At 52.0% G+C, this 20,210-nt stretch carries 16 protein-coding genes; 3 read left to right on the top strand and 13 right to left on the bottom strand.

Annotated elements, in window-relative coordinates; genetic code table 11:
• Nucleotides 1-93: 93 nt before the first annotated feature.
• The 7 genes from ACYAC5_RS21810 to ACYAC5_RS21780 all read right to left on the bottom strand — a co-directional run bounded on the left by ACYAC5_RS21810 (nt 94) and on the right by ACYAC5_RS21780 (nt 5,370).
• Nucleotides 94-558, bottom strand: coding sequence for a nucleoside deaminase (locus tag ACYAC5_RS21810; protein ID WP_192413003.1), 465 nt, complete (start codon nt 556-558; stop codon nt 94-96).
• Nucleotides 559-767: 209 nt separating this feature from the next.
• Nucleotides 768-1,109, bottom strand: a complete 342-nt coding sequence (locus ACYAC5_RS21805; RefSeq protein ID WP_192413004.1) for a hypothetical protein — start codon at nt 1,107-1,109, stop codon at nt 768-770.
• 158 nt (nt 1,110-1,267) lie between these two features.
• Entirely contained in the window at nt 1,268-1,528 is a 261-nt protein-coding gene (locus tag ACYAC5_RS21800; protein WP_192413005.1) for a biofilm/acid-resistance regulator YmgB/AriR, read from the bottom strand.
• Nucleotides 1,529-1,970: 442 nt separating this feature from the next.
• Nucleotides 1,971-3,323, bottom strand: coding sequence for a PTS cellobiose transporter subunit IIC (gene celB / locus ACYAC5_RS21795; RefSeq protein ID WP_137387379.1), 1,353 nt, complete (start codon nt 3,321-3,323; stop codon nt 1,971-1,973).
• 31 nt (nt 3,324-3,354) lie between these two features.
• On the bottom strand, nt 3,355-4,668 hold the full coding sequence (locus tag ACYAC5_RS21790; RefSeq protein WP_192413006.1) for a 6-phospho-beta-glucosidase: 1,314 nt from the start codon (nt 4,666-4,668) through the stop codon (nt 3,355-3,357).
• Nucleotides 4,661-5,002 (bottom strand): PTS lactose/cellobiose transporter subunit IIA, encoded by a 342-nt coding sequence (locus tag ACYAC5_RS21785; RefSeq protein WP_110866883.1) that lies wholly within the window; start codon nt 5,000-5,002, stop codon nt 4,661-4,663. The genes ACYAC5_RS21790 and ACYAC5_RS21785 overlap by 8 nt, the downstream gene beginning before the upstream one ends.
• Nucleotides 5,003-5,061: 59 nt before the next feature.
• Complete coding sequence (locus ACYAC5_RS21780; protein ID WP_101761519.1) at nt 5,062-5,370, bottom strand: PTS sugar transporter subunit IIB; 309 nt, start codon at nt 5,368-5,370, stop codon at nt 5,062-5,064.
• A gap of 288 nt (nt 5,371-5,658) precedes the next feature.
• On the opposite strand from ACYAC5_RS21780, the gene ACYAC5_RS21775 reads away from it, so the two are divergent.
• Nucleotides 5,659-6,597 (top strand): MurR/RpiR family transcriptional regulator, encoded by a 939-nt coding sequence (locus ACYAC5_RS21775; RefSeq protein ID WP_192413007.1) that lies wholly within the window; start codon nt 5,659-5,661, stop codon nt 6,595-6,597.
• A gap of 9 nt (nt 6,598-6,606) precedes the next feature.
• Here ACYAC5_RS21775 and ACYAC5_RS21770 read toward each other — a convergent pair whose 3' ends face one another.
• Nucleotides 6,607-7,302, bottom strand: a complete 696-nt coding sequence (locus tag ACYAC5_RS21770) for a response regulator (protein WP_192413008.1) — start codon at nt 7,300-7,302, stop codon at nt 6,607-6,609.
• Between the two features lie 268 nt (nt 7,303-7,570).
• On the opposite strand from ACYAC5_RS21770, the gene ACYAC5_RS21765 reads away from it, so the two are divergent.
• Nucleotides 7,571-10,411 carry a response regulator gene (locus ACYAC5_RS21765; protein WP_192413009.1) on the top strand — a complete coding sequence of 947 codons (2,841 nt, stop codon included), beginning with the start codon at nt 7,571-7,573 and terminating at the stop codon, nt 10,409-10,411.
• Between the two features lie 4 nt (nt 10,412-10,415).
• On the opposite strand, the gene ACYAC5_RS21760 is transcribed toward ACYAC5_RS21765, so the two are convergent.
• Complete coding sequence (locus ACYAC5_RS21760) at nt 10,416-13,919, bottom strand: transporter substrate-binding domain-containing protein (RefSeq protein WP_462063036.1); 3,504 nt, start codon at nt 13,917-13,919, stop codon at nt 10,416-10,418.
• A gap of 122 nt (nt 13,920-14,041) precedes the next feature.
• A complete protein-coding gene (locus tag ACYAC5_RS21755) occupies nt 14,042-14,671 on the bottom strand; it encodes a response regulator transcription factor (RefSeq protein WP_280173135.1) in 630 nt (209 codons plus the stop codon).
• Nucleotides 14,672-15,170: 499 nt separating this feature from the next.
• Between ACYAC5_RS21755 and ACYAC5_RS21750 the strand changes: the two genes are divergently transcribed.
• Nucleotides 15,171-16,304 (top strand): fimbrial protein, encoded by a 1,134-nt coding sequence (locus ACYAC5_RS21750; protein ID WP_462063034.1) that lies wholly within the window; start codon nt 15,171-15,173, stop codon nt 16,302-16,304.
• Nucleotides 16,305-16,447: 143 nt separating this feature from the next.
• Here ACYAC5_RS21750 and ACYAC5_RS21745 read toward each other — a convergent pair whose 3' ends face one another.
• From ACYAC5_RS21745 to ACYAC5_RS21735, 3 genes are all read right to left on the bottom strand, one after another.
• Nucleotides 16,448-16,741: a hypothetical protein gene (locus tag ACYAC5_RS21745; protein WP_280173137.1), complete on the bottom strand. Its 294-nt coding sequence runs from the start codon at nt 16,739-16,741 to the stop codon at nt 16,448-16,450.
• A gap of 113 nt (nt 16,742-16,854) precedes the next feature.
• Nucleotides 16,855-19,398, bottom strand: coding sequence for a fimbria/pilus outer membrane usher protein (locus tag ACYAC5_RS21740; RefSeq protein ID WP_462063032.1), 2,544 nt, complete (start codon nt 19,396-19,398; stop codon nt 16,855-16,857).
• 62 nt (nt 19,399-19,460) lie between these two features.
• Nucleotides 19,461-20,165 carry a fimbrial biogenesis chaperone gene (locus ACYAC5_RS21735; protein WP_210080349.1) on the bottom strand — a complete coding sequence of 235 codons (705 nt, stop codon included), beginning with the start codon at nt 20,163-20,165 and terminating at the stop codon, nt 19,461-19,463.
• Between the last annotated feature and the right edge of the window lie 45 nt (nt 20,166-20,210).

The following is a 20,210-nucleotide window of genomic DNA, read 5'->3' as shown; positions in this document are numbered from 1 at the left end:
TGGTGCAAATCGAGGGGATTTGCACCAGTTGGGTACGTGGTAAGGGTGATGATCATCCTGGGAGGGATGGAGCCGCGAGCAGCTAACACGCGTTTATTTATTTAAAACCTGCCAGCGTTTATAAACGTCGAGCGCTTGCGGTCGAGGCTGATATTTCATCGGCAAGCGACGTTGTTCAATTGGCTTGCTGTATTCAGCGTAAAAGGTGTCAAGTTCAAAGTATTTACGATCGTCACGGTAATACGTCGAATACTCTTCGCGTTTGGTGATGTATATCACCTGCTTTGGACTGCAATAATAGAGTGCACCCAAACACATTGGACAAGGGCTGGCGAGAATGTAAATGTCGCAGTCAGTGAGGTTTTCGCTGCCTGATTCACGGCAGGCTTCGCGGATGGCCAGTATTTCAGCATGAGCCGTGGGATCATTCGTCTGTGCGACCTGGTTTGCGCGCTCAGCGATTACCTTGCCATCGCGAACAATGACTGTTGCAAATGGGCGACCGCCCTCTTCAACGTTTTTCATTGCTAAATCGATCGTGCGTTGTACAAAATCCATTCGTTCCTCGCTTGTATACATAATTAACCATGACATGTTGAGCCTGGTTCAGTTTTGTATAATGCGAAAGCGATGAGCAGGCTAAACGTATACGATTTAACCGGTGAATAAGTAAAAGTTTATTTCTGATGGCGGTGATGGGCAGCACCGCCTTTAGAAGAGTAATAATCTTAATCGCAAGCTCGCATTTTAAGACTACTTACTGAGGACTACCATTGATGAGGGTTACGCAAAAATTCAGCCTGGCTCGGCAAAATTTCAAGATCGCGTTTTCCACAAAAAGCCTGCGACGGCATATTTCCTGTTAACGGCGCAATGTCACGCAGTTTCATTTCACGATTAACTTTAGGTAACCACTCTTCGAACTGTTTCGCGTAGGAATCCGCCAGATTTTTATCATGGGTGCGCCCGACAAAAAGCTTACTTTTAGCGAGACGGGAAATGTCCGTCGCATATATTTCGTAGAGATCGCCACACTGTACAATTTCAATTGCGGTGAAATGCATATTGGGCCAGAAACTCACTTTTGCTGAAAAATTGCTGTAATTCATAAAATATCACTTATTGTTGGATTTATCTGTGTGCCAGATTATTCTGGTCGGGCCAGTAATTATAACGCCATTCTCATGGCCTGATACTGTCAGATAAATCCTGAACTTTTAAAATTGAATCGCTTTAAAACCCACGTTCTTAATTATGGGAGATTATCTTAACTGAAAAAGCCGTCATCATCCGGCGTCTTTCCTACCACGATTTGCAGCGTATTCCGCAGGCAATCCTGGAAAATCAAATCATTGGTGCTCTCAAGCTCTGCCAGCAGATAGGCAATAATGCTCTTATTGGTAACAGTTTTTTTGTCTTTTATGATAGCGGTGATAATTGAGCCCAATATTTCGGCCTCAGATTTCAGCTTTACAGAACCACAATTGAAATAAGCGATAAAATCGGTACTGATATTCATTTTTTGCATGCGTTTCCCCTGGCGACGTTAGTGCCAGCACTTTATTGAGTAATAAAAAATTAATGGAATAGTCTGAAAAATGAGATCGCAAATGATCCCGTTAAGCTGATTGAATTTAATAAAAGGGGAATGTTGTTAATTTTAGAGAAAATGTCTATCAAGAGAGCCTGCTGACGTTTACATTGAGTAGCGTGGGTTTCGGGGTGAAAGAAGTTATGTCACCACTTGATCACAAAAATATACAAACACGGAATAAGAGTACAGAATTTTCTTTTAATAAAACCGCTGTTATTTTAAGCAATTGAAATAAAATCAGCGATAACAGTCAGTTGAGTGATAGTTAGAGTCCAAAGAGAATTGTAAATTAGTCCTGTTAGGTGATTAATGCGCATTGTTGTTTATCGGATTATAGATTGCAGAAGCGCACTTTGATGCGCTTCTGCCCCGGTGTTCAAGGCGTTACCGCTTCGCCGCTCACCACTTTTGCTTGCTGCAGGCTGGCCTCTTCCTCGCGGAATTTCAGACGATCCCAGACCCGGAAGAACGGATAGTAAATCACCAGCGAAATCGTTAGATTCACCACCTGCAAAACGGTGCCGGAAATATGCCCGCCGGTGGCCAGATAGCCGCTGACGAAAATCGGTGTGGTAAACGGCAGCGCAATCCCCGCCGGAGGCGCCACCAAACCGGTGCTCATCGCCGCCCACGACACAATCACCAGCACCACCGGCGTCAGGATAAAGGGCAGGAACAGATACGGGTTCATCACCAGCGGAATGCCGAACACTAATGGCTCACTGATGTTAAACAGCGCCGCCGGCGCGGCAATTTTACCGAGCTGTTTCATCTGGCGACTGCGTGAACGAATCAGCATGAAAATCACCAATCCCAGCAGCGCGCCGGTGCCGCCCGGTGCAATCCACAAATCATAAAACTGCTGGGTAAAGATGTGCGGGATCGGTTGGTTGTGCTGAAACGCCTCGAGGTTTTCACTCATATTCGACAGCCAAACCGGCTGAATGAATACCAGCACAATCGCATCGCCGTGCAGTCCAAGCGTCCAGAGAATCCCAATCAGCAGCACCGAGAAAATCATGCCAGGCAAGGTGCCGCCCACGTGATGCATCGGCAAACCAATTACAGTAGCAATCAGGTTATTGATATCGCCGAACGGCGATGCTTCCACCGCCAGACGAATCACCAACACCACCGCCAGCACGCAAAAACCGGGCACCAGCGCGAGGAAGGATTTTGCCACCGCAGGCGGCACGCCCTCCGGCATCTTGATCACCAGATTACGGTTGTGCACAAAGCGGTAAATCTCGGTCGAGAGCAGCGCAACCACGATAGCCACGAACAAACCCTGGCTGCCAATCAGTGAAATCGGCAACACGCCGGTGACCAACTGCGTCGGCGCGCCTTCCACCGGGGCAAACAGCGTCTGCTGCGGAATGGTCATCACAAATGCCACTAACGCCATCGCGCCGCTGGTGAGCGGATCGAGCGTGCGATACTTCTCCGCCAGGCGGTAAGCGATGCCGAAGCTGGAGATCAGCGCCATGATGTCGTAGGTAGCGCGCACCGGATAAAGCAGTTTGTTGCGCCACGTCTCGCCAAACAGATCCGCCATTAAATGGCCCCACGCCGGAATCGGCAGATAGGCAAAGATCAGGAAGAAGCTGCCAATCAGCATAAACGGCATGTTGAGAATGATGCCATCGCGCACGGAGAGCACATGCTTCTGACCGGCGATTTTCAGTGCGACGGGCAAGACATAACGGTCTATAAAAGTACGGTTAGACATAGGTATTCCTCTGGCTCAGTGGCGCAACGGATTATGGCGTGGCGAACTGCGGCAGCCACGGCTTGTTTAGGGTCAGTACTTCGTCAAGCAAAGCTTCGGCGGTCGCGACATCACCGACTAACGGATTGCCGAGCAGCGCCAGCAGCGCTTGCTCACGATCGCCATGCACCGCGGCTTCGATAGTCAGGCGTTCAAACGCTTTGATCTGCTGCGTCAGACCATTCATCAGCGGCGGCAACTCACCAAACGCCAGCGGATGCGCGCCTTGCGCATCAACCAGACAGTTCACCTCCACCACCGCGTCATCCGGCAAGCCATGAATCGCGCCGTTGTTGCGACAGTTCACCACCAGATTTTTGCCGCTGTTATTGTGAATTGCGCTGATCAGCTCGACCGCCACTTCGGAGTAATACGCGCCGCCACGGAAACTCAGCTGCTCAGGTTTGTGCGCCAGATGTGGGTCGGCATACAGCGCGAACAGTTCCGCTTCCACTTTCATCACCTGCTCCGCGCGCGTGCCTTCATGACCGTTTTGCGCTTTCTCCTGCTCTTCGGCCAGCATCTGCGGCGTTTGCCAGTAATAACGGTGATACGGGCACGGAATCGCCTTGAGCGCGCGCAGGAACTGCGGCGACCACGGCATATCTTTGATGTTGTTCATGGTGAGCGATTGGCCGTCGCACAGTTGCTCGATCACCTGCGCGGTCACATCCTCGCCGCGACAGGTCACCTGATGCACCCACACCAGATGATTGAGCCCGGCGAAGCGCAGCCGCACGTCATCCCAGGGCGCGTCGAGCATGTCAGCAATCATGTGATGCATATTCACCGGCACATTGCACAGCCCGATGATTTTCGCCTTGCTATAGCGGGAAACCGCTTCCGTCACAATCCCTGCAGGATTAGTGAAGTTGATGATGAAGGCGTCCGGCGCCAGCTCCTCGACTTTGCGCGCTACTTTGAGCATCACCGGAATGGTGCGCAACGCTTTGGCAAAGCCGCCAACGCCAGTGGTTTCCTGGCCGAGCCGACCATATTTCAGCCCGAGGCGCTCATCCGCCGCGCGCGCGGCCAACAATCCCACACGCAGCTGCGTCAGAACAAAACGAGCACCGCGAATCGCGTCATCCAGCTCAAAATGGACGCTCACTTTTACCTGCTCCAGCCCGTTTTGCTGCAGCATGCGACGAGTAAGATCGGCGATGACATTAACCTTTTCGCGCCCTTGCTCAATATCCACCAGCGCCAGTTCCGTCACCGGCAGCTGCGCATAGCGATTGATGATCCCTTCCACCAGCTCCGGTGAATAGCTGCTGCCACCACCAATAATTGCGATCTTAAGCATCTATGCCTCCTGCCGCTGTGCGGCGGTAGAGTTCAATGATTTCGCCAGCCAAATCCTGAATCAGCATGGCGTTCATAAGATGATCCTGGGCGTGCACCAGAATCAGCGTGACCGGCAACTTACCGCTGCCTTCATCCAGACCAATCAGCGCGGTCTGCTGCTGGTGCGCAGCGCTGATGCTTTCGCCTGCCGCCGCCAGCTGTTGCTGCGCCTCGCTGAAGCGCCCTTCTCGCGCCAGTCGTAGCGCGCTGATGGCCGCGCTGCGGGCTGCGCCGGCCTGCACCAGCAACAGCATAATTTCCTCTTCAAACTCGATAGCCACGATTTCAGACATGCAGAATCCCCCACAGCACAACGCCGTGTAATGTCAGTTGGATGGGTTAAAAAGGACGTTTAAGAGGCGTGTAAGGCCAGCGCTTTATCGAGCACCTGTTCGCCACGCATCATGCCGTAATCCATCATGTCGATGACGGCGACAGATTTGCCTTGCGGCGCGGCAATAGCGCTAAGACGGGCTGCTTCGAACTGCACCTGCGGGCCAAGCAGAACCACATCGGCATCTGGCAGAATGCGTTCGAATTCCGCCACCGGCACGGCTTTAATGTCAATCTCCAGACCGCGACCTGCAGCGGCATGCTGCATTTTGCTCACCAGCATGCTGGTTGACATGCCTGCAGCACAGCAAAGTACGATGCGCATAATTTCTTCTCCTGTAATTTGTTCCGGCCATTTAAGACCTGTCTCAGAGACGCTGTAAAGTGGCTGTGGGCAGAGGATTTTCTGATGGATAGATAATTTATTAATACAAGTCAGATGGATACGATTAAAATCGTCATGAAAATATTTTTCATGAGTGTGATCTTAACCGTAATTTAACAGTAAAAAGCCCAACAAACGGCGCTAACACCCCGCGATGAGATGAAAAAAAACTCAACATGAAAAATAATTTCATGCATGATGGATCTTCGCTACTGAGGATGTGATGAGCTGATGGATATTGTCTGGCAATTACGACAGCAGTCGGAGCGCGCGGATGCGCAGGAATCGAGGCTGGCGCGTTTTATTCTGGCGAACCTGAACGCCAATGTACACGTCACCATGGAGAGTCTGGCTACACAGGCTGGTGTGAGTCCGGATGTGCTGCGACGCTTTGCCACTTCGGCGGGCTGTCAGGATCTTGATGATTTTCTCCATCAGGTGCGGAAAGCCGGTCAGCAGCAGGATGTTGAATTTATCGATGTCATCCGCCAGCGGCAATCGTCGCTGAGTCAGCAGGAGAAACGCGTTGCCGAGGCGATTCTCAGCGACACTGCTTTTGCCGCTTCCGCTACCATCGAGCAACTTGCCGGCCGCGCAGAAGTCAGCGCCGCCACCATCACCCGCTTTGCGCGTTCGCTGGGTTGCGAAGATATCCGCGATTTGCGTATGCGGCTGGCGCGCGCGCCACAGAGACAAACCACTCACGCGATTGCGCCGATTGAGGCCATTACTCAAGCGTTAACCCAGCAATATGGTCAAGCGGAAGCGGCGACCTGGCAGCGTGCCGCAGAGATGTTGCGTAAAGCCCGAAGCGTACTGCTGATTGGCGCATCGGGGCTGCATACTACGCTGGTGGCGGACGTCCATCAGCGCCTGCAAAACGCCGGACTGGCCAGCGCGTGGATTCAGGATGATAACCTGCTGAGCATGACGCTGAGCCGTTTGCAACCGGACGATCTGTTGCTGATTCTCGCGCCTGATACGGTTAACAGCCACGTGCTTAGCGCAGTACACCATGCGCACATTCAAAAAACGCCGGTGATTGCGCTTTGTGCGAAGACATTAGATCTCGCCAATCAAGCCGATATTTGGCTGCCGCTGCCGGAAGCGCAACACGCGCGCCGTTACGGCATTTTGTTTGCGCTGGATCGGCTGGAAGCGGCGCTTTAAGCACAGCGGTTACTGAAACAGATCGCCACGATATTTAAACAGCTCCAAATCCGACGCGATGCCGAGTTTTTTCATGCCGGTCTGCTTATGAGCGCTGATGGTTTTGCGGCTGCGATTGAGTTTTGCAGCGATTTCGAACACTTGCATGCCATCAATAAAACAGCGAATCACTTCCGCTTCACGCGCCGTGAGCAATTTACTCAGCTGTGAAACACGCGAAACCTCGTTCGAATCTTCCTGCAAAATAGGACGATCCCGCTTACGGCCTGGCAATTGGCTTAGCAGGCTGGCGATGTCATCCGGCAGCGAGCGCTTGCCAGCAGCAATATTACGGATTGCCGCAAAGTAAGCCGGGGTCTCTTCACGTTTAGTGATATAGCCTTTAATGCCCAGATGCAGAGCCGCACGAATTACCGCAACACTTTCCATCGACGTTGAGAGCAAAATTTTCAACTGCGGATGATGCATCCGGATGTGTTTAATTAGCGATAAGCCATCTAACTGGTCGTTACCCAGAATGTAATCCAGCACCAATACGTCGGCACTGTTCTGCCCAAGCCAGGCCAACAGCGCTTTGCTGGTGCCAAATGTCGCCAGCATGTTGATATCGGGTTCACGTGTGGCAGCAACTTCGAATGAGAAGCGCATCATGGGATGATCATCCAGCATCACCACCTTAATTTTGTTCGCGTGAAACACGGCCATCTGCCACCTCGGTAACCTGAAACTCATATTGATACGGTTTGGCCCAGCATAGGCATTACCGGGACTTTTCTGAAGCGCTGAATGCTTAGGCGCGCGTAGGAAAATACTTATATTATTTTTCATACACTTACTACTAAAAACCAAGACCTGGCCTGGCTGATTCCAGGCAGTATTACGTCAAAATCAAGGTAGAAAAATTACCGATTATTTGACGATGAAAAACGGACTGCTTTTTTACCTCTTGCTTGCTCTCCTGACGCTGGTTTTTATGCCAGGGCTGCCACATGCGCAAGGAAACGTGCTGACGCTGGCCCCGCGCATTGAAGTCAATCCGCCGCCGGTGACCTTTGCCGCGAATGTTCGCGCGTGGCTGCTAACGCATCCCGTGGTGCGCGTCGGCGTCTGGGGCGCGTCACAACCGCCGGTTAGCTTGGGCATGGAGCGTGGACAGTTGGCGGGCATTGACGCAGATTACCTGGCGCTGCTCGAATCGACGCTACAGGTACATTTTGAGCTGACTCACTATCGCAGCCGTGAAGAGGCGATTCGCGCGATGAATCATAAAAAAGTCGACATGCTGGCGATCTGGACACCCGATCTCTCGCCGCACATGTCGGTGCATGCTTCATTGCCATGGCTAAACGACCGAGCGGTGATCGTCACGCGCGCCGGACAGCAAGCGCCGCGCGGTAAGCTGCCGTTACTTATGCTGGATAGTCAAACGCTGCCAGATATCAGTCCTTCGCCGGAAGCGTTTGAAGATTACTATCAGGCGATCAATTCCATCGCCTTTGGTCAATCCGCTGCCGCCGGTTTTAGCCATGCTACCGCCAGCTATCTTCAGCGTAATAATCAACTCGATAATCTGTGGCTACTGCCGCATCCTTCACTCGGCGAGTTCCGGCTCACTTTTGGCGTGCCGGCTGCCGAACCGCAATTGCTGAGCGCCATCAATAATGTGCTCACTCATCTGCCGCTGGTAAGCCGTTTGCGCATTGCACAAGGCTGGGGCATGGATCGTGAAGCGGTGATCGGTCATCCCGCGCTATCACTCTCGCCGGAAGAGCTGACATGGAGCCAGCAAAATCCGGCCATCACTGTATTGCTGGATGGTCGTCGCGAACCTATCAGTTATATCAGCCAGCAAGGTGAACCCTCTGGACTGGCGGTCGATGTGCTGCGGCACATCAGCGAGCGCTTCGGCTTACAGTTCAACTATCAGATAGCTGAAGACGATGCACAGCTGACCGCGCTGTGGGTGAAATATCCGCAGGCGGTGCTGGCCAGCAGCCTAACGATACCGGGGGAACCGGAAGCCGCCGATCTGTCGATGACGCAAAGTGAGCCCTGGCTGGTGACGCCAGCAGTGCTGGTGATGCAACGCAACACCATTCAGCCTGCTTCACTGCACGAGCTGGAGGGCGAGAGAATTACGATCCAGCAGAATAATCCGCTGATTCCGTGGCTGGAAACCTGGTATCCCACGTTGCAACTGATCGTCACCGACACGCTGCAGCAGGCGCTGGTGCTGGTCAACAACGGCGAGGCGCACGGCGCGATTGGATCGCAATTCTCGGTACAGTATCAGCTGAAGCGCAACCCATTCCACCGTCTAAACCAGTCGCTTTCGCTGCCGGTAAAACCTTACAGTGTGGGCTTTGCCGCCCAACGCGCAGACTCACCTGCTCTCAGTATTCTCAACAAAGCGCTACAACAAACGCCTCCCGATAGGCTGATGAGTATGGCCAGTTCCTGGCGTGACACACTCCTGGCGCCGGATCAGAAATCAGCACGCGCGTTTTCCCCCACCTTAATCGCGATCACCCTGTTGCTGGGGTTGCTGCTGTTCCTGTTGGTAGGCTGGTGGATTGGTCGATTGTGCCAGTCGCTAAAGGCCCTGCGTGAACGTCTCAACAGTAATCAAACTTTGATTCGTCAACTGCAGGAAGCCAAAGCAGAAAATGACCGGGTGCTCGCGGCGCGTAACGCGTTTATGAAGAGCATGGGCCACGAAATTCGCACCCCGCTCAACGCCATTACCGGCCTGCTGGAGTTAGAGCTGGAGCGATTACACAGCCAGCATCAGCACAATGAAAATTTGCAAACGGTGTATGAATCCGCCTGCTCGCTGCTCTCCATCACCGGCGATGTGTTTGATATTTTCCGCGCCGAAGCGCGTGATGAACAGAGCCGCATCCGCGTGGTAAACCTGCCTTCATTACTGAGCAGTACGGTGGCGCTATTTCAGCAGCAAGCTGAGGAGAAAGGTTTGCGCCTGCATGTCACACTCGATCCCCATGCGCCGCGCGTGGAGTTCGATCCGCTGCTGATCATTCGGATCACCTCCAGCCTGTTACGTAATGCCATTCAACACACTCAGCAAGGCGATATCACGGTGACGCTGTGCTGTGAAACGCAGGAACCTAATGGCTATTTACCGCTGGCGATCGCGGTTAGCAATCAGAGCGACGGCTTGCTGGCCGAGCGCTGGGAAAGCTTGCAAGGCGCTGACGATACGCGCGCCTGGGCGGAAACCGGCTTTAGCCTGGCCGCCTGCCAGCGTATGGCGCAGGACGCCGGTGCGCAGCTCAAAGTCAACAGCGTTGCCGGTGAAAGCAACAGCGTGAGCTTGCACTTCTCTGCGGCGCCGGTAAACGCATCGCCAGCTGCACCGCGCGCTCCGGCACAGCCCACCCCGAAAGTGCTAATTGTTGACGATTATCCCCCCGCTCGTCTGTTACTGAGCCAGCAGTTGCAAAAGGCAGGTTGCGAGGTACTGAGCGCGTTAGATGGCCAACAAGGTCTGACGCTTTGGCAGCAACATCGGCATGAGATTGGATTAGTCATTACCGACTGCACCATGCCGCAGATGGACGGTTTTGCCATGAGCCTTGCGATTCGGCAACAGGAGAAAAACCAGCAGCTGGCAGCAACACCCATCTACGCTTTAACAGCGATGAGCAGTTTTGATGCCGCCGAAGATTGCCGCAGCGCAGGCATTGATGGCTGCCTGACCAAGCCGATTACGCCAACAGAGTTACGTGAAATTCTGTCGAATTGTCTGCGCACAAAGGAAACCACAGATTCCGCCCAGCGCGCCGGCTTTTAACTATTTACTCCTCTTCGGCGATATCACTCAGAACCGCTGCACTCTCCAGCTGCGCCTGATAAGCTGCCAACCGCGTGACCAGCTCACTCAAGCGTGGCTGCAATTCGTCGCTTTGCTGTTGTGGATCGCGGCAGGCAATCTCCAGTTGCAGACAGGCATCAGCCAACCGATGCTGGCGGGCGATACGCACGCTGCCCGCGATGCGATGTACCAGATCGGCAATTTCAGCACGATGATGGTCGAGGTTGAAATCGTCTAACTGCGCCAAATCTTCCGCCAGCGTGGCAACCATTAAATCGCGCATGGCCGCTTCCATCTGGCGATCAACATCGCTACTCTCTGGCGCTGCAGGCACGGTGACGTCCGCTGGAGATTGTTCTGCACCAATCGCGCGCAGTGCGGCCGCCAGGCTGCTGATCGAGCAGGGTTTAAACAGACAGCTGTTCATGCCGGCTTCCAGGCAGCGTTTGATTACCACATGCATGGCATTCGCGGTAAAGCCCATGATCCAAATCGGTTCACGCCCTAAATCTTCTTCCGATTCACGAATAATCTCGGTTAGTTGATAACCATTTAAACCCGGCATATTGCAGTCGGTGATCACCACATCGTAATTGCCACGCTGCCACATCTGTAATGCTTCATGACCATCAGCGGCCAAATCCGCATGTTGCCCCAACCAACTCAACTGTTTCGCCAGCAGCATACGGTTAGCTGCGTTATCATCCACCACCAGCACCGAACGGAGCGGCAGTTTTTCACCCTCTTCCGCTTTCTCTTCCAGCTCGAGGCTCTGACTTTCCGCCATCGGCAACATCAACGTAGCGCGGGCGCAGGTTCCCACACCTTTTTCACTGCTCAGCGTTAAGGTTCCGCCCATCTTTTCACAAATGGTACGGCTGATATAAAGACCAAGCCCGGTTCCGGCGCGGCGGTTATCGGCCTGGCTGAAGGGTTTAAACAGCGCGGCCTGCTGTTTTTCATCAATACCAATGCCGCTGTCCTGCACTTCAATCACCAGATACACGTGGCCGGCAGCGACATCTTTCCGTTGGGTGAGTGTCAGTGAGACGCCGCCCTGATCGGTGAATTTGATCGCGTTGCTTAACAGATTGGACAGCACCTGCTTGATGCGCAACGGATCGGCGAGCACCTGCTCCAACCCATCTTCGGGAATGTGCCTGGTCAGCGTGATATTTTTGTCAATCGCTAGCCCCTGAAACACCTTCATCAGGTTATCGATCAGCTTGCCGGGATGCACCGCTTCCGGATGATATTCCAGCTGGCCGCCTTCAATGCGCGAGATGTCGAGGATATCGCCAATCAGCCCCACCAGACTTTCCGCTGAATCGTACGCCACTTCTAATGCCTGCAAATCCTGCTCGCCGCTGCGCCCTTTTTTCAGCGCCATATCCAGCATGCCGATAATGGCGTTCATTGGCGTACGGATTTCATGGCTCATGGTCGAGAGAAAAACTGATTTAGCGCGGCTGGAATCTTCGGCCCGCTCTTTGGCCTCGCGTAGTTCGGCAAACAGCGCTTCACGCTCGGAGATGTCCATCCAACCGGCGATAACACCGACCACGTTGCCATCGCTGTCGTTAAACGGCTGGATCCACTGATAAACGGTGACGCCAATCGAAGAATCCGGGTTATCCCAGAGGTCATAACGGCGATCTTCAACGATCGGAACGCCAGTTTTTACCACATCAATCAGCTGATTGTGATAAAACGCCGCCTGCTCTGGCGTGCGTAAGCCGGGATGTTCGGGCATGGTTTTGCCCAAAGCCTCTTCATAAATCACACCGGTTTCCACTAAATAGCGTTGGTTACAGTAGGTTAAACGACCATCTTTGTCGCGCAGTGAAACCGGGAACGGCATGCTGGTCACCAACGCTTGTAACTGTGCCAGCTGCACATTCAGTTCACGCCGCAGCTCGGCTTTTCGGCGGATGATTTGTCGCTGATACAGCGCCCAGCCAATCACCATCAACATGAGCAATACAAAGAAGATGATGCTGGCGATCAGCACCGCCTGATAGCGCTGCCAGAAGCTGTCGTAAACAATCAGGTCGCTGGGCCGCCAGCGGTTGGCCAGCTCCTCAATCTCCACCGGCGGAATGCTCAGCAGCACTTTATCGAGAATGCTGCGCAGTTCGGGATCGGCGCGTCCAACGCCAAACGAAACCCACGCGGGCGAACTGCCAATGGCGCTGACCATCTTTAACTTATTCTGGAAGTGAGTTTTGATCTGATAATCCACCATCACCAGAATATCGACGCCCGCATCGGCCTGGCCTTTTTCCACCTTCGCCATCATTTCTGTGATGTTCTGTACCGGCACAATCTCGATTTCCGGATAACGCGCATGCACCATATTTTCGACGCTGGTGTTGGCGACCATCGCCAGCCGCTTGCCTCGCAGATCGGGCAGCGAATGAATATCGTTGTTACCCACGCGCGTGGTCAGGGCAAAGGTGCTGCGCAGATAAGGTCGGGTAAACAGAATTTGCTGTTCGCGCTGAGCGCTGGGTGTCAGCGAGGCGAACATATCAAAATCGGCGCTGTTGACGCGGTTTACCAACTCTTGGGAGGTATCCACGGTTTCAAAACTGAAGCGCAAGCCGGTTTTTAATGTCACCAGCGTAATGAGGTCGCTCACCATGCCACGCAGCGCGCCACTCTGATCGATAATGGTCATGGGCGCGGCTTTGTCCTGGCTGAACATCACCATTTTTATCACCGGATGCGCCATCATCCATTTACGTTCCTCAGCGGTGAAAGGTGGGGTATTCAGCGACTGGTTCATCCCCACCATGTCGGGCTGCCAAATACGCAACAGTTCGTTTTTCTCTTCCTGCGGCACGTTACTGATTGCACGATTCACCAGCGTTTGAAGTTCTGTCGCCTGCTCGGAAAACGCAAAACTGATCATCTTCTGCGGCAGCTGGCTAAAGCGGACCATGCGCAAATTATTTAAAAAGTTACGGCTGAGGGAAAAACTGTTGCCCAGATAGACACGCGCGGTTCCAAAGGAGACGGCGCTCAGCGCATCCTGATAATTTTCATACATGCGGAAATTAGCGTGCGGATAAGCCTGACGCAGCAGGCTTAAAGGCAGATAGGTCTTCACCACGGCAACATCAATATTGTGGAGATCGCCGGGCAAAGGGTCGTTATCGTTGGCGCGCATGCCGAGAACCGGTTGTTCACTGGCATAAGGATCAGAAAAAAGCAGCGGGCTCTCATCCTGCCGCGCAGTGAGCGACGGCACCAAATCGATCTTGCCACTTTTCAACGCATTGAGTGCTTGCTCCAGCGACGCATATTGCTCAATGTGCAGCGTTAAGCCGAGCTGTTTAGCTACCAGTCCAGCATAGTCGGCGCTCAATCCTTCATATTCGTCCCGCATGTTAGTCATGCCATAAGGCGGTGACTCGCTGGGAAAAATGCCCATTACTAACTGCTTTTTATCCTGCAGCAGATGACGGTCTTCCGTCGAAAGCACTAGCGGTTTGAGCCCCTCAAATGAGGCGCGAGTCAGTAAATGAAACTCTTTCGCCTGCACAGGAACCCGCGCGGCACAGAGCAATATCAGGAAAATGCAGCAAAGCGTACGCATAGCACCGGCTATTTGATCAGGTTGTTACGACGGGCAAAATCGATTAGCTCGATCAGCGACTGCGCATTGAGCTTCTGCTTTAGACGATGTTTATAAGTGCTGATCGTTTTTTCACTCAGCAGCAATTGTTCGCCAATCTGTTTATTACCCATGCCCTTACCGATGCTAACTAACACGCTCAATTCACGATCGGAAAGTTGCTCTAACAAGCCGTCGTCATCATGATAGCTGTCAGTTTGCTCATACGATTGATAGGTTGATTGCGGAAAAAAACTGTACCCGCGCATCACCATTTTGATGGCATCTAATAATTCGCTCATATCATCAGATTTGGTGACGAAGCCATCTGCACCGGCTTGTTTACAGCGCTGGGCAAAATGGCTGCTGGACTGCGATGTCAGCACTAAGATCTTTAGCGACAAATTCAGGGTGCGCAGCCGCTCCAGCACCTGGAAACCATCAATTTTTGGCAGCCCAATATCCAGCAGCACTAAATCTGGCAAACATTCCCGTGTTTTCTGAATAGCGTCGACACCGTTATTGGTTTCGGCCACCACTTCCATCTCATTGCGTTCCAGCAACATTTTTACGGCAAATCGGATAACCGGATGGTCATCAACAATGATTACTTTTTTCATAGAAATGAGATCCTGATGACTACGCTGAGCGGGTTATCAATGAGTTCCCAGGGCGGATTACACTATCCGGTTTTAACAGAATGGTCTGTAGGAAATTACTTATGCTTCCTATTCCTGACCCTGAGCTTTTCAGCAGTTTTGTGCCAATCCGATCCTACTCGTCCTGCTGTAACAATATAACTTAACAACACATTTTACCAAATTGTAGGACTCAGAGAATTTTTACCCAGCGGGAAGATGGATGTGAGTCGTGGCATAGCTTTTTTCTGATACGCCCGTTGCAGAACGGTGCATAAGGATGAGAGGCGTGACCTGTGAATGAGCAGAACACTATTTTTTCAAAGTAGATAAAAATCTCGCTAACGCTGTTTGTACGAAATGCCTTACATAATTGCGATTCCACTCTGATGGAGTGCCGGTAAAACAATTATTAAAATGACGTCCAATCCCTAACTTTGCCTTTAGCACATTCCACTAAACGCGTGAATTCGAGTTTGTCATGAAGAAAATTATCGTCGCTATATTATTTTTACTGATTAATACCACAAGCCAATTGGCTTGGGCAGATCGCTGTGATTATGATCCCGGTTCTGGCCCGGTAAATTTAACTGTTCCGCTTTCAGTTGCGAATATTTCAGTTGGCGCTGACGTTCCGGTTGGCTCGACAGTGCATACCCTTAAGGTGATAGGCAGTACAGGTAAACAACCTTGGTTAGTTTGTCGTCCTGAAGGAACATCAAATGGGTTCAGTATTGACCAGTATCTTAGCCTGACCAATGCACCGGCATTAGTTCCGGGCTGGACTGGAAATTATGCGGGCGCAGTATTTCAAACAGGTGTTCCCGGTCTAGGTGTCGCCATTGTCAATAATGACGGTACTACCGCCAATCAAGCCATTACCACTTCAGCGGTAAAAAAGTGGACGACGCCGGTGGGAAATACAGCCTATCATTTTTATTATGGTAACTCATTTACTCTTCATTTTATTAAGACCGGCCCAATGAGTGCAGGCACAGTTAATGGTGCACAGCTGCCAACCGTTTTATTAACCACCGGATCTGTTACGCCTGTAGTGAATATTCCTGATACGCCCTATCGACTTAACTTCTCCGGCAGTCTGAATGTGATTGCCGCCAGTTGTACCACACCCGATGTCAACGTCAACATGGGCAAATGGGAAATCAATAGCTGGTTTGGTACAGGCAAAGCCAATGCCACCTCATGGGTGCCATTCGATATTCGATTGACTAACTGCCCAGCATTTCAGGGTAATTATTCCAATCCCAGCGCACCGCCTACGTATCATACTGGCAGCGGATTTGCCGCAGGAACCTGGGTGACGAACAGTATCAAGATTAGATTCACACCGAGTAATGGGGTCATTGACGCCGCTCAGGGCATTATGAGTCTGGACAACAGTGCTGATTCCGCACAAGGTATAGGTATTCAAATTGCCGACGGAAAGGTTTCACCTGCACCGGTCAATCTCAACCAGACGCTCGATAAAAATATGGCCAGTAACGCGGTGGGGACGGTTTTACTGCCTTTCTCCGCGCGCTATATCAAAACAGGCGGCACCGTTTCGCCTGGTGTTGCAAATGGTAAAGTGATTTTCAATATAAGCTATTACTGATTAAGCATTGTTAAATGAGCGGGAATAAGGTTGTATACCTTATTCCCTTTTTTATATCTGAATCCCATCATGTTAGTAGGAAACACGCAAACCAACCGTTTTGGTTAGGTCGCAGTCAATCGCGTTCCATTCACCTGCAATACTCAACGATAGGTCGTCGTAATAATTCCTTTCTGCTTTGTATTATCAATCCACACTAACTTCATACTGCCTTGATGACCAGGCAAAGCCTTGAATCGGACATCAGAGTGAATTGCTGAAATACGCGGTTGAGTGGTTCTGGGACAATGGGTCTTAACGTTTTTTTGCTGCAAGGTTATCTCGCACGTCTCTTCTTTTAAATAACCCTGAAAATGAAGCGTGCTGCCCGAAGCTGGCACATTGGCTGAATATAAGCTGGAGAGAAAGGCAAACAGGATGGCGTTGCGGAAAGTCATGTTGTGGCCTCTTATCAAGAATGACATCTTAATAATCGGCCAGATTGAGTAAAACTAAAGTTTTTAGAGATGTTTAACTGCCCGGCGGAGTTGCTCCACCAGGCACTTGACATTTAGCGACCACAAACCGCATTAAAGGATTGCAGTGCAGGTTTGCTGTTTTTTGCTTCAGGCATACGTTTGTATGGTAACTGACACGATTGATTGGCATCGTTACCCCAGCGCACCGTCAATTTGCCCTGCTCTTGTTCTACCAAGGCGTATGCCTGTCCTGCCTGACCCACGGAACCCACCTGCTTGCCTTTGCTGTCCAGCACATCGGCGCCAAACGGTAAGGGTTTGCCTTGCCAGTTCGCGGAAATCAGTATTGGCAGACCACGGTGCGCCTTGTATTTCACTTTCACCACCGCACCTGAATAAGGTGCGACGCGTGAAGAGGTGTTCTCAAGCTCCACGCCCGCTGACGTGCCTTTGGGATCCACCACGATCTCATTCATCTGATAGGGATTGAGATAAGGTACCAGCGCATATCCGCTGTTATCGACAAACACGCCCGGATAGGACGACACGCTCGCGCCCTGCGCACCTTTGGCTTCCACCAGTGCATAGGTATCGCCGGTGTACGGGCTCAAGGTTACACCACCGCTGTGTGCCACGATCGTACCATTAAGTCCCACAGAACCGCTCTGGTAACCTTTACCCGTACTCAATGAACCGCTGAGGTTAGTAGCACTGGCGCGATATTGTCCATTGAGCGAGCCGCTGCTGCCATCACCTGCCGCAGCATGACGCGCCGTTGCGCCATAGCTGAACTGGTTATCATCTCCCGCCGTACCGGCGATCGAGGCGAGTTGCCCCCAACGCCCATCATTGTCATGTGAAAGTTCAGTGCGTAATAGCGGCGTATGGCGTTGATTATCACTACCCAACGGCATACTGAAACTCAGCAAGTAACTGTTTTGCGAGCTGCCATAGCTGCTGTAGCTACGGTTGACGGAAATGCCCCATGACACGGAACCAGTGCGATTGTTATAGCCAAGCTGGAACTGTTTCTGGTTGCCTTCACGATTCCAGTAATCCTGCATCGAGCCACTGAGGTAGACATTTCCCCATATATCCGGCAGCGTTTGTCCGGCGGTGACCGAGAAACGATTTTTGGCACGATATACGGAATCCAGGCTAGCGCCACGCTGTAGCACATCACGGCTTTGCATCGCTGTCATAAAATCCATATAACCGGACGTTGAGAAGCGGTAAGCAGCGATTGACAGATTACTGCCGCTTTCCGGCACCGCTTTGCTGTAGCTAATACGGTAACTTTGCCCGGTCATGCTGGCATCTTGCTGCTCATCAACATTGCGCAGATGGGTGCGTGCCTGCGTAATATCAAAAGCAAAAGCACCCAGAGGTGTACCTAACGCCGTTCCGCCTTGCAGCGCATAATAATTCTGGCTCGCCTGCAATCCTGCGTAACCGGTAACATTGTTAGTTAAGCCATATTGCCAAGTGCCCTGATAGAGCGCGACGTCATCACGAATGTAGTTGGCACGCAATTTACCCGCCGTCACGTCATAGCGGAATGTTCCTGGGCGCAGCAATTGCGCTACCGCTGCATAAGGCACGCGGAAACTGCTTTTGCTGCCATCCGCTTCAATCACCGTTACCTCGAGATCGCCACCGTAGCCGGTAGGATAAAGATCGTCGATTAGGAACTCGCCCGGCGACACGGTGGTTTCATAAATCACCTGACCTTGCTGACTAACCGTTACGCGTGCGTTGGTGCGCGCGATACCGCGAATTTCCGGCGCATAGCCGCGCTGAGATTCCGGCAACATGCGCTCGTCGCTGGCCAGTTGAACGCCACTGAACGGCAGCGTATCGAAAATCACACCGCTGGTATTTGATTGCCCGACGACAAGGCGTCCACGCAATGGCACTACATCATGCTGCACATAGGTATTAAGCGACTGATAACCGCTGCCGCCTTGTTGCTGCCAGTTGTAGTTGCCGTTGTGACGCAGGTACCAACCGCCGATGTTCAACCCTGCGTTCACGCCGCCAAAGAAGGATTTATACACCTGTCCCGCCGAGCGGCTGGTGTAGGCATTGGTCGAGTATCCCAACATGAAGGCCGGGATCCCTTCATCCCATAACGCTGGATCAACGTAATCCTGTGGCACCTTATTCAGATAGATTTGCGGAATGGAGATGTCGAGACGCAACTGGTTGCTGTCGTAGCTCACGCTGGCGTCCGGCAATACAGACGTTAAATCGCTGCAATCCTTTTCACTCGTGAGCAGATCCGCAGCCGACGCGGGCAGCGCCGAGGCATTAAACGGGATCTTTTTCAGCAATGATGAAGGTATGCAGGCGCGAACTTGCTTATTTGCCATCTCGCGGAAGTTGATATCCTGATTGGCAATCAAGTGTTCATTAACGTACACCAACGTGCGATAGGTGCCCGGTGTAGCCGATGCGCCCTGGTTAAAGCGCGCCAGATCAATGGCTCCCCCTTTGCTGACCTGTAAAAAACTGGCGTCAAACTCCGCCTCTTCAGCGGCAAAGGCTTGATTTGCGCCACTTAATAACGCGGTAAACACCGCGCTCGCTAATAAGGTGTAACGCAGTGGCATTGAAGATTCTCTGGTAAAAGTCATAAGCGTGCCTTCCGGCACGTCCTGACATGCCGGCTATAGGAGATAGAGATTCAAGAGAGAAGTTATTTAATGGCAGCGGTAAAAGGCTGAACGGCCCCGAAATCGTTAACGTAGTCGCCGCTTACGTTGGCACCTGCGCTGGCGCTGATTTTGAAAGTCAACGAGGAGAGTGGCGGCACCATTTCACCGTCAATCGTGCGTCCATTCACCGTAACCGTCACTAGCGAGACGTTGTAAGGCGTTGGATTGCTGGCTTTCAGCTGGCCATTACTCACAGACCAATTCAGCGATTTCACCGCTTCATTCGCATCGCCCTTCAGTCCTGCTGGACGATAAAACAGTTTGATACGGGTGCGGAACGCCATCTGTAAGGTATTAAGTTCCGCCTTGTCTTTGGTTTTAGCCGGAATCTCCAGCACGTTTAGCCATGACACTGATTCACGATCGTGTGCAAACGCACCAGAATTGCTTAAAGACAAACGTAAAGTCTGCCCTTTCCCTGCATCAACACGGTTCACCGGTGGCGTGATGATGTAAGGCGTTTGAATGTTCTCAGGTGTCGCATTGGCATCTCCGTTATCAACCCAGCTTTGGATCAACACGGGTGAAGCTCCCACGTTTTTCAGTTGCACGGAGACTTCTTTGTCATCCTGATGATAGATAACGCGCGTACCGGTAATGACGATGCTGGCTAATGCCTGGCCACTCATTAAAGTTGCCCAAAGCAAAGCAAAAAAAGGCAGGGTTTTGTTACGGGAGATGTTCATGTTGAAATCCTGAGAAAGAAAGGTGGGATTTCTCCCACCTGACGA

The organism is Pantoea sp. y20, from assembly GCF_054903455.1.
The sequence above is the reverse complement of the archived record's forward strand: the minus strand, read 5'-3'. Positions and strand labels throughout refer to the sequence as shown.